Source organism: Corynebacterium sp. HMSC062E11, assembly GCF_001811845.1.
Lineage (GTDB): Bacteria > Actinomycetota > Actinomycetes > Mycobacteriales > Mycobacteriaceae > Corynebacterium > Corynebacterium hesseae.
In genome coordinates, this window is record NZ_KV806779.1 from 60,104 (window position 1) to 68,156 (window position 8,053).

Sequence of the window (8,053 nt, forward strand, 5' to 3'; positions counted from 1 at the left end):
AAAAGAGCCGGGTTACTCGTAGCGAAGCGAGCTGAACATCCCGGTTTCCATGTGATAGGCGTTATGGCAGTGAAATGCCCACTCACCGGGGTTGTCAGAGATCAGGTCGGCGATCATGGTTTCACCGTGGCGGAGAAGGACGGTGTCCTTGCGTAGCCCGCCGCTGCCGGGCAGCGCCCACGTGTGACCGTGGATGTGCATGGGGTGGGGCATCATGGTCCTGTTGCGCATGACCATCCGCAGGCGCTGGCCCGCCTGCACGATCGCGGAGGAGGATTGGCCGTCGGTGAGAATGCTCCATTCATACGGCATCATCTGCCCGCCCAGGTCGATGCTGACTTCTCGGTCTGGTGTGTCCTCGGGCAGGAGTGCACGGTCTGCTGGCTTCAGGGAGGACAGAAGCAGTCCGGTGGACGACAACTCGGGGAAGTCGACATCGGGGTGAGGGGCCTGGCCGCCGGCGGTGCGGATGACGGCGAAGGCGCGGTCGTCTTTACCCACCGCCAAAGCCGTGAGCGGGAAGATGCCGTCGCCGAGGATGACCTCGACGTCGACACGCTCGCCCATCGACAGGTAGATCGATTCGGTCTCCCGGGGCTGGACGGGGAAGCCGTCGGTGTGGGTGACGGTCATGCGGTGACCACCGAGGGCCACCTTGAAGATGGTGTCACCGCCGGAGTTGATAAACCGCAGGCGGGCCTTGTCACCCGGGCGAGCCTCGAAGGTCCGGTGAGCACGGGGGATACGTCCGTTGATGAGGTAGTGCGGATACATCACATCGCCGGCATCCCCGCCCAGTACCCGGTCCGGGGTGCCGTGCATCATATGGCCGTGGCCTCCCATCCCCTTCTTCCCGTTATGGTCGCCCGAGCCCATTCCGGTGAGCTTGTCGAGCTCATCGTCGGGAGTGCCCTGAATGCCATCGACCCAGTCGTCGAGCACGATGGTCCACTCGACGTCCTGGTCCTCAGCGTCTTGCGGGTCACGGACGATCAGTGGGGCGTGGAGGCCGCGATCAAGCTGCAGGCCGGAGTGGGAATGGTAGAAGTAGGTGCCACCGTGGGGGACTTCAAAAACATAGGAGAAAGACTCGCCAGGTTCAATGGGGTCCTGGGTCATGCCGGGCACACCGTCGGCTGCGTTGTGGAGTGCGATGCCATGCCAGTGGATGGAGGTGCTCTCAGGCAGTTCATTGGTGATATCGACCTGGAGGACGTCGCCGACGGTGGCCTCAATGGCCGTATCCCCGGTGTCAGAGACGTATCCCCACGTCTTGGCTTCGATACCGCCGATATCCAGAGAGAGGGGCCGGGCGGTCAGTGTCCGGCGCACCGTCGGCTCGCCGAGCGCAGTGGGGGTGGGAGTGGGGCGAAGAGAGGAACCTGGTGCCGAGGCAGCGGGTCCAGGGTCGCTGGTGCAGGCGGCCACGGCCCCGGTGCCGGCGAGGACGAGCCCGCCGAGCAGAAACTGTCGTCGGGGAAACGCGTTCATCATGATTTAACCTTCCTTGGTGCTAGATTTCAGTGACACGGGAGACAGGTGCAGGTGAGGACCCTGCTGAGCCATCACGTCAGGCGCAGGTCTGTGACGCAGGTGGCACCGTCGTCGGCGGTGGAAAACTCCGTGGTGCCGGTACGCCCCTGGTAGCTGACCTCAATCAGGCCGGTGGCATCATCGGGAAGCCAGAAGCCAATAAACCCGTTGTCGAAGGTGGTTGTCGCCTCGTCCACCAGCACCTCACCGGTCGCCTCATCGGTGATCGTGACCTGGATATCCTCATTGTCGAGTTCCCCCAGGCAGGTCGTGAGGCTGTGGTAGAAGCAGTCGTGGGTGGAGGTGAGATAGGGTGCGATCGAGACATACGTCTGATTGTCGGGAAGATCGACCACGACTTCCTGGTCATCGCTCGAGAGCAGCAGTTCATCGGCACGCACTGAGGCGATCAGATCCGTGGGACGCTCCGTGACCTTCTGCCGGTCGAGGTGATCAATGATCTCCACCGCGTCCATGCCGGCCAGGCCATGGGTAGTCAGGAATGTATCCTGGGACACCGTCCCGTCGGCGGTGGGTTCCGGGTCGGCGGCCGAACACCCCGTGAGGGCGAGGGCAAGGGCGGCGGCTGCGATCGCTGCTCGTTTCACGTCAATCTCCTTGGATCGTGGTAAGACCGTGAGAAGACACCGCCTCAAGGTCGATGCCATACCTTTATCTAGCACGGGTGCCTGACGGACTAGAAATCAAAACCCCTGCTCACAGCCTTATAACAGGGCGAAAAGGGGGCGAATTCGGTGGGCTGGGTCACCACCGGGACACCACCCCACAGCCGTGGGCGATGTCCTTCTACCCGCCCCGGGTATGCGGTGCAGGCAGTGAAATCCCTGGTGGCGCCTGCTGAACCGACCAGGGGAGGCGATGCCGCCGGCCCGGGGTGGGGCGCAGGGGTGACGGCGGTCGAAGGGTGATGTTTGAAGATTTGATGAAGATTTCCCCGTTGGGCACTGAGCGAGGGTGATATTCCCCCTGGCCGGAGCGATACTGGGGTCCATGGCTAACCGCACACCGACCACCGCCACGCCCCCGGGGCGGGTGCTGGTCGTCGATGATGAACAACCCCTGGCTCAGATGGTGGCCTCCTACCTCATCCGGGCCGGCTTCGATACCCGCCAGGCGCACACCGGCACTCAGGCCGTGGACGAGACCCGTCGCTTTTCCCCCGATGTTGTGGTGCTGGATCTGGGGCTGCCCGAACTCGACGGCCTGGAGGTGTGCCGACGGATCCGCACCTTCTCGGACTGCTACATCCTCATGCTCACCGCGCGTGGCAGCGAGGACGACAAGATCAGCGGTTTGACCCTGGGGGCGGATGACTACATCACCAAACCTTTTAGCATCCGGGAACTGGTGACCCGGGTGCATGCGGTGCTACGCCGCCCGCGCACCAGCACCACCCCACCGCAGGTGACCACCCCCTTGATCGTTGGTGACCTCATCCTTGACCCCATCGCCCATCAGGTGCGGGTAGGGGAGACGACCGTGGAGCTCACCCGGACGGAGTTCGAGCTGCTGGTTGCCCTGGCCCTGCGCCCCGGCCAGGTGCTGACCCGCCACGACCTGGTCACCGAGGTCTGGGACACCACCTGGGTCGGTGATGAACGCATCGTCGATGTCCACATCGGCAACTTGCGTCGCAAGCTCGGCACCGACACCCGGGGCCGGGGGTTTATCGACACCGTGCGTGGCGTGGGCTACCGGGTGGGGCAACCATGAATCACGGACCCGGCCTGACCTTCCGCTTCCTGGCCGCCCAGGTGTTGGTCGTGGTGATTAGCCTACTGGTGGCCGCGGCCGTGGCCACGATGGTGGGTCCGACCCTGTTCCATGATCATATGTTGATGACCGGCCAGGAGGACCCCTCGCTGGAGCTGTTCCATGCCGAGCAGGCCTACCGGGGCGCCAACCTGATCACCCTGGCCGTCGCCCTGCCCACCGCCTTGATCAGCGCCCTGCTGGCCAGCCTGTGGTTATCGCGTCGTCTGCGCACCCCCCTGCAGGATCTCACCCGCGCCGCTACCAGCCTGACGGCCGGCAACTCCCGTATCCGCGTGCCCGCCGGAAAAGCAGGCCCCGAGGTCACCACCCTGGCGCATGCCTTCAACACCATGGCCGACCGGCTGGAACACACCGAACAGGTCCGCCGCCAGATGCTCTCTGATCTGGCCCACGAAATGGGCACCCCCTTATCGGTGCTCACGGTCTACCTCGATGGTCTCCAGGACGGGGTCGTGGACTGGAATAATGCCACCCACACGATCATGGCTGACCAACTCACCCGCCTGACCCGGTTGATGGAAGACATTGACGATGTCTCCCGGGCCCAGGAACACCGGATCGATTTGGACCTGGCGGAGGAAGGGCTCGGGGATCTGCTCCACACCGCCGCTGCTGCCGCGGGGGAAGCTTATGCTGACAAAGGCGTCGATTTACAGGTCGAGACCATTACGGACACCGCCCGGGTGCTCGTGGACCGGCAACGCTTCGGCCAGGTGATGAGCAATCTCCTGTCGAACGCGCTACGGCACACCCCGGCCGGCGGGCAGGTCCGGATCAGCGTCCACCGACAGGGGGCGTCCACCGCGCTCATCCACGTCGCCGATGACGGCGAGGGCATCCCACCTGACCAGCTCGGACACATCTTCGAACGCTTCTACCGGGGGGATGCCGCCCGCACCCGGGACAACGGCGGGGCCGGTATCGGTCTGACCATCTCCAAGGCATTGATCGAGGCCCACGGCGGCACTCTCACCGCCACCTCCCCCGGCCCCGGTCGCGGAGCGGTCTTTGCCCTCCGCCTCCCGCTGTCCCCTCCCGACAGTGAGGAGGCTGCTCGGTGACCACACCCTGCCCCGCGTGAGGGCCGCGACCTCGACCCATTGAAAATATACCCCCCTGGGGTATGCTGAAAATATACCCCCGGGGGGTATATGCTAGAGAGCGGCATCGCCGCACCCCACCGAACCGAAGGAGCTTTCCCATGATCACCTCCCCGCCCCGCCTCTTGCCGATGGCCTCCCACGGCTGCAGCTGTTGCGGACCTGCCTCACGTGCCGACACCGCCTCCATCCCTGCCGCCAGCGACTCGTCAGCAGGAGGGTCCTCCCCTAGCTACCAGGTCACCGGCCTGACCTGCGGGCACTGCGCGAAAAGCGTGACCCAGGCCCTTCAGGCCCTCCCCCAGGTCGACGACGTCCAGATTGATCTCGCTGCTGGTGGTGTTTCCACCGTCACGGTCACCGGTCTCGTACCTCCGGAGATGGTTCGCCGGGCCATCGAGGAGGCCGGCTACACCGTCTTATCCTGATCAGTTTTACTCATCATCTCGACCCCGACCGGGTTGAGCGAAAGGAACGTCATGAGCACTCCCCACCATTCGGGTGATCACCATGGTGATCACCCCGCTCCGGAAACAGACCACACCCACCACCCGGATCATGCCAGCCACGAACACCACGCAGATGCCGACACCCACGGCCAGGCGATGCCCCACGATCACCCGCACTCCGCCCTGGACGAAGACCACCACGTTCATAGTCACGGCGAACACGCCGGACACAGCACCGCAATGTTTCGGGACCGCTTCTGGTGGTCGCTGATTCTGTCCATTCCCGTCGCTATTTTCAGTCCCATGGTCGCCCACCTGCTCGGCTACCACCTCCCGGCATTCCCCGGATCCACCTGGATCCCCCCGGTGCTAGGCACGATCATCTTCGGCTACGGCGGAACGCCTTTCCTCAAGGGCGGATGGAAAGAACTGAAATCCCGCCAACCCGGGATGATGCTCCTGATCGCCATGGCCATCACCGTGGCGTTTGTCGCCTCCTGGGTCACCACTCTGGGGCTGGGCGGTTTTGACCTGGACTTCTGGTGGGAGCTGGCCCTGCTGGTGACCATCATGCTGCTGGGCCACTGGCTGGAGATGCGCGCTCTCGGGTCCGCGTCCTCCGCGCTTGACGCGCTGGCTGCCCTGCTGCCGGATGAGGCCGAGAAAATCGTCGACGGGACCACCCGCACCGTGGCCATCTCCGAGCTGGTCGTCGACGACGTCGTGCTGGTGAGGGCCGGTGCCCGGGTGCCGGCCGACGGAACCATCCTCGACGGAGCCGCCGAATTCGATGAGGCGATGATCACCGGCGAATCCCGTCCCGTCTTCCGCGACACCGGTGACAAGGTGGTCGCCGGTACCGTGGCCACCGACAACACCGTCCGCATCCGGGTGGAGGCTACCGGCGGGGACACCGCCCTGGCCGGGATCCAACGCATGGTTGCCGACGCCCAGGAGTCCTCCTCCCGGGCCCAGGCCCTGGCGGATCGGGCGGCGGCGTTATTGTTCTGGTTCGCGCTGATCTCCGCTCTGATCACCGCGGTGGTGTGGACCATCATCGGCAGCCCGGACGATGTCGTGGTGCGCACGGTCACGGTGCTGGTCATCGCCTGCCCACATGCCCTGGGCCTGGCGATTCCGCTGGTCATTGCGATCTCCAGCGAGCGGGCCGCGAAATCCGGGGTGCTCATCAAGGACCGGATGGCGCTCGAGCGGATGCGCACCATCGACGTGGTGCTCTTCGACAAAACCGGCACCCTGACCGAGGGTGCGCACGCGGTCACCGGTATCGCGACAGCTGTCGGCGTCACCGAGGGCGAGCTGCTGGCCCTAGCCGCCGCCGCGGAGGCCGACAGCGAGCACCCCGTGGCCCGCGCCATCGTGGCGGCCGCGGCCGCCCATCCCGAGGCCTCCGGTCGGCAAATCCGTGCAACTGGTTTCAACGCCGCCTCCGGCCGGGGGGTCCGGGCCACTGTCGATGGCGCTGAGATCCTCGTGGGCGGGCCGAACATGCTGCGCGAGTTCAACCTCACCACCCCGGCCGAGCTCACCGACACCACCAGCGCCTGGACCGGGCGTGGGGCCGGTGTGCTCCATATTGTCCGCGATGGTCAGATCATCGGTGCGGTAGCCGTCGAGGACAAGATCCGCCCCGAATCCCGCGCCGCCGTGAAAGCCCTGCAGGACCGCGGGGTGAAGGTCGCGATAATCACCGGCGACGCCCAGCAGGTGGCCCACGCCGTCGGTCAGGACCTAGGCATTGATGAGGTCTTCGCCGAGGTCCTGCCCCAGGACAAAGACACCAAGGTCACGCAGCTGCAGGACCGGGGTTTGAGCGTGGCCATGGTCGGTGACGGTGTCAATGACGCCCCCGCTCTGACCCGCGCGGAAGTCGGTATCGCCATCGGTGCCGGCACGGATGTGGCCATGGAATCTGCCGGGGTGGTCCTAGCCAGTGATGACCCGCGGGCAGTGCTGTCGATGATTGAGCTGTCCCAGGCCAGCTATCGCAAGATGATCCAGAACCTGATCTGGGCCTCTGGCTACAACATCCTCGCCGTGCCGTTGGCCGCCGGAGTGCTCGCCTCGATCGGGTTCGTGCTGTCCCCGGCCGTGGGCGCGATCTTGATGTCTGCCTCGACCATCGTGGTGGCCCTGAACGCCCAGCTGTTGCGCCGCATTGATCTGGATCCGGCTCACCTGGCTCCGACCGACGGGAAGGAGGAACACAGTGGGTCGATATCCCCCGTAACCGTTACTGACTGACCTTGTCTCTCGACCCCTAACTCACACCACCTTTGAAAGGAACGCTCATGAAACGCAGCATTACCCTCGCCGCCTTGGTACTGACCTCCACCCTGGCGCTGACCGCCTGCAGCGACGCCACCGACAACTCCGACGATGCCGACACCACCAGCACCACGACGGCAACCGCAGAGACCAACGAGACCCACCAGGAAGACACCACCACTGCCGACGAAGAGCACGGCGGGCACGACCACCCTGCCGACGGCGGGGCACCGCCGGCAGGCATTGAAGAGGCCGAGGATCCCACGTACCCGGTGGGCACTGAGGTCATCCTCACCGCTGACCACATGCCCGGCATGGACGGGGCTACAGCCACCATTTCCGGGGCGTTTGACACCACGACCTATTCGGTCAGCTACACCCCCACCGAGGGTGGGGCCCCGGTTACCGACCACCGCTGGGTCGTCCATGAGGAGCTCGTCGATCCGGGTCAGGCCCCCCTGCCCGACGGGGCGAGCGTTGTCCTGGATGCCGAGCACATGTCCGGCATGAAGGGTGCTGAGGCCACCATCGATTACTCCACCGAGGAGACGGTCTACATGGTTGATCTCACCGTCGACGGGATGACGATGACCAACCACAAGTGGGTCACCGAGAGCGAGATCCAACCCGCCGAATAGTCCACCCACCCTGAACCGCGAGACCAGACAAGGCACCCGCTCCAGAGTCGGTCATCAATCGCTGCCGACCATGCCGAAGCAAACCAGCCACACACGGAACCTGCACGCCCACAGGGCCCACGCTGAGGTAGGCCTTCTGTGTCACTGCTTCTCTTAGTCAGGGAAATATGCCCTGGAATGACCCTGGTGACAGGAGTTCATTCCAGGGCTTTGGGGGCTCTTCCGGTTTCGGGGTGCGTAGCGGGGT

General features: G+C 64.9%; 7 protein-coding genes. 5 read left to right on the top strand and 2 right to left on the bottom strand.

Annotated elements, in window-relative coordinates; all coding sequences use genetic code 11:
* Positions 1-12 precede the first annotated feature (12 nt).
* Positions 13-1,494 (bottom strand): multicopper oxidase family protein, encoded by a 1,482-nt coding sequence (locus HMPREF2822_RS02325; RefSeq protein ID WP_070520396.1) that lies wholly within the window; start codon positions 1,492-1,494, stop codon positions 13-15.
* Between the two features lie 71 nt (positions 1,495-1,565).
* Positions 1,566-2,141, bottom strand: coding sequence for a CueP family metal-binding protein (locus HMPREF2822_RS02330; protein WP_070520399.1), 576 nt, complete (start codon positions 2,139-2,141; stop codon positions 1,566-1,568).
* Between the two features lie 403 nt (positions 2,142-2,544).
* Here HMPREF2822_RS02330 and HMPREF2822_RS02335 point away from each other — a divergent pair, with 403 nt between their 5' ends.
* From HMPREF2822_RS02335 to HMPREF2822_RS02355, 5 genes are all read left to right on the top strand, one after another.
* The gene (locus HMPREF2822_RS02335) at positions 2,545-3,267 is read left to right on the top strand and encodes a response regulator transcription factor (RefSeq protein WP_118781224.1); all 723 of its coding nucleotides are present in this window, start codon (positions 2,545-2,547) and stop codon (positions 3,265-3,267) included.
* Complete coding sequence (locus HMPREF2822_RS02340; RefSeq protein ID WP_070520402.1) at positions 3,264-4,391, top strand: sensor histidine kinase; 1,128 nt, start codon at positions 3,264-3,266, stop codon at positions 4,389-4,391. Before HMPREF2822_RS02335 ends, HMPREF2822_RS02340 begins: the two co-directional genes overlap by 4 nt.
* A gap of 140 nt (positions 4,392-4,531) precedes the next feature.
* On the top strand, positions 4,532-4,858 hold the full coding sequence (locus HMPREF2822_RS02345; RefSeq protein ID WP_070520404.1) for a heavy-metal-associated domain-containing protein: 327 nt from the start codon (positions 4,532-4,534) through the stop codon (positions 4,856-4,858).
* A 51-nt stretch (positions 4,859-4,909) separates the two neighbouring features.
* A complete protein-coding gene (locus HMPREF2822_RS02350) occupies positions 4,910-7,144 on the top strand; it encodes a copper-translocating P-type ATPase (protein WP_070520407.1) in 2,235 nt (744 codons plus the stop codon).
* A gap of 47 nt (positions 7,145-7,191) precedes the next feature.
* A complete protein-coding gene (locus HMPREF2822_RS02355; protein WP_049151221.1) occupies positions 7,192-7,806 on the top strand; it encodes a YdhK family protein in 615 nt (204 codons plus the stop codon).
* The last annotated feature ends 247 nt before the right edge of the window (positions 7,807-8,053 follow it).